The organism is Streptomyces lushanensis (assembly GCF_001700515.1).
Classification (GTDB): domain Bacteria; phylum Actinomycetota; class Actinomycetes; order Streptomycetales; family Streptomycetaceae; genus Streptomyces; species Streptomyces lushanensis.
The window spans coordinates 1-2,466 of the sequence record NZ_MAUD01000495.1; the positions used below are offsets into that span (position 1 = coordinate 1).

The 2,466-nt window shown below is 71.4% G+C and carries 3 protein-coding genes; 1 reads left to right on the forward strand and 2 read right to left on the reverse strand.

What is annotated here, in order from left to right; genetic code table 11:
- The coding region (locus tag BFF77_RS30350) for an HNH endonuclease (protein ID WP_211280355.1) at positions 1–366 on the forward strand (366 nt) is incomplete at its 5' end.
- A 28-nt stretch (positions 367–394) separates the two neighbouring features.
- On the opposite strand, the gene BFF77_RS30355 is transcribed toward BFF77_RS30350, so the two are convergent.
- Entirely contained in the window at positions 395–877 is a 483-nt protein-coding gene (locus tag BFF77_RS30355) for an NUDIX domain-containing protein (RefSeq protein WP_066956411.1), read from the reverse strand.
- 181 nt (positions 878–1,058) lie between these two features.
- The coding region (locus BFF77_RS30360) for a purple acid phosphatase family protein (protein WP_079125632.1) at positions 1,059–2,466 on the reverse strand (1,408 nt) is incomplete at its 5' end.

A 2,466-nucleotide genomic window follows, 5' to 3' on the forward strand; every position in this document is an offset into this window, starting at 1 on the left:
CAGGCGTACGCGTACGCCTGCGCCTTCTGCGGCTACGACGGCGCACTCGGACGCAACCCCGTCGGACTCGAAGCCGCACACGTCCGCTGGCACAGCCAAAACGGCCCCGACGAGGTCAACAACGGCCTGGCCCTGTGCTCCCTGCACCACACCCTGTTCGACCTCGGCGCCCTCGGACTCACACCCGCCCTGCACATACAGGTCTCCCAGTCATACACAGCACGCAGCCAAGCGGGCAGAACCATCGACGCCCTCCACGGCCGGCCCATCACCCCACCCCGCCCCGGACAGCCCGGCATCAACCCCGACCACATCGTCTGGCACGGCCTCCAGGTCTTCAAACGCCCAGCCACCCAGGCCGCCTAGACCCTGTCCGGGCCTGGAGACGCGCGGATCAGCCCCCGACGCCGAAGCCCACCCCGTTCTCCAGATAGACGGTCACCGAACGCGCACGGGCACCGATCGCCGCGTGGACACGGCGGGCCAGCCGGGGGATGAGCAACCCGTCGATCTGGTCGGCCCGGTGGAACGCGAACCGGTCGACTTCCACCCCGTCCAGGACGATCCGGGCCCGCTCATCGGCCGGGAGGACGCCCCCGTCGAAGACGAACAGCAACTTGTCGCCCTCGGCCGGGTGCGGCGCCCAGTCCGCGACGAGGAGGCGGCCGATGGGCGGGGTGATGCCGATCTCCTCCCTGACCTCCCGAGCCGCGCCCTCGCTCGGCGTCTCGCCCGGGTGGAGGTAGCCGCCGGGAATCTCCCAGCCGGGCTTGTACGTCGGCCTGACCAGAAGCACACGACCGACCTCGTCGAAGAACAACACCCCGGCGGCGGTGCGCGGCCGGCCCACCGCCTCGTGGACTTCCGAGTCGCTCATGACAACGACCGTAGCCGTCGCGCGCGGATCACCCGAAGACGCGCAGCCACTGAGCCACGCCGACCAGCAGACGGCCCGGCTTCCACCGCTGCTGCCGGACCCAGGCGGTCACCAGGCGGCGGGAGATGAAGTGGCAGCGGACCTCGGCGTGGATCTTGACTCCCAGATCCTCAACCTGTCTTCAACGTCGAAGCGATCCGGCCGCCGAGGCGCCCGTCCCGATCGGCGCTCCTGATGCCGACCCCGGCGCCGGCCCGCCGCTGGCGGCCGGTGCGGCGGCACCCGTACCGTGCGGTGGTCGTACGGGTGGTACGGCTGGTCGGTTGCGGACGCCGGACAGGTCGTGTGCGGTCACGCTGTTGCGGTCACTGACGCTGCGGCCGAGGGCGAACTGCGGCCAGATCCCGGCTGCCTGGCGGCGGCTGCGTTCGCTCCACTCTCTCGCCGGGCCGCTCCTGGTCTTGTGGTAGTTGAGCGCGTAGCCGCCCGAATGGATCCTCAGCAGGCAGAACCCGCCGGGGTACTCCTTCACCGCGCCGACCTCCTGAAGTGTCACGCCGGGCGCCTGCGGGACGACGGTCCGCTTGTTGCGGTGGGTGTGGCCCGCGTGGTGCAGGAAGACCCCGGGCGCCGAGGCGTAACTGTCCAGGATCGTCCGGGCCTGGCGCCTGTCCAGCCGCTGGCCGCTGGTCACCGGGAACGGTGAGTTCGGTACGGCAAGCGGGTGGTGACCGAACACCACCGTCGGCTGGTCCTTGTGCTGCCTCAGACCCACCCGGAACCAGGACAGTTGCTCTTCCGAGAGCCCACCGGCGCCGGCGCCGTTACCCGGCTTGTCGTAGGTGTCCAGGCCGACGATGCGCAGACCGTGCAGGTCGCGGGAGAAGTACGTGGGCCCGTCGCCTTGGAAGAAGCCGTCGCGGAAGCAGTCGTGCGCCCTGGGGCGGTCGTGGTTGCCGCGGGCGACGAAGTAGTCCTCGCCGTGGGTGCCGAACCCGTCGAGGATCTCCTTCGCCCTGCCCAGGTCCACCGCTCCGCCCTCGGCGGAGATGTCCCCCGCGGCCAGCAGATAGTCCGCCCCGCACCGGGCCGCGTCCTCCACCAGGGCCCGGCTCATCACCTCGGGGTACGGCGCGAGCCCCGGGCTCTGCGCGATGCCCCGCAGCAGTGGGATGCCGGCGATCCGCCCGGCGGTGGTCTCCCCGAGGTGGAGGTCGTTGCACAGCGCGATCGAGAACAGGTGACGCCCCGGCGGTGGCTGGGGCGTGGTGAAGGAGTACGGCCCCGCCGAGCCGAGCCCGTACGCGGAGGTGCCCACCGCGTTGCCCGAGACGAGGTGCAGCGGGGTGGGCGTGGCCGCCCTGCCCCGGGAGCGAGCACGGTAGTAGTACGTCTGGCCCGGTTCGAGGCCGGTCAGTTCCACATAGTGGTACGCGCTGCGGCCGTCCTCCACCGCGGTGCGGTCCAGCCGGGCGGGATGCGTGCCGTAGACGACCTCGCCCTCGGTGGCGGCGGGAAGCATACGGCCGAGGCCGTCGTGACCTGGTACACCGGCGTGCCCGAAACCGACGACGGCCTCGGCCGTATGC

What these genes read in the sequence shown, in the direction of transcription:
- BFF77_RS30355 (WP_066956411.1), bottom strand. Translation starts at nt 877, where the DNA reads ATGAGCGACTCGGAAGTCCACGAGGCGGTGGGCCGGCCGCGCACCGCC.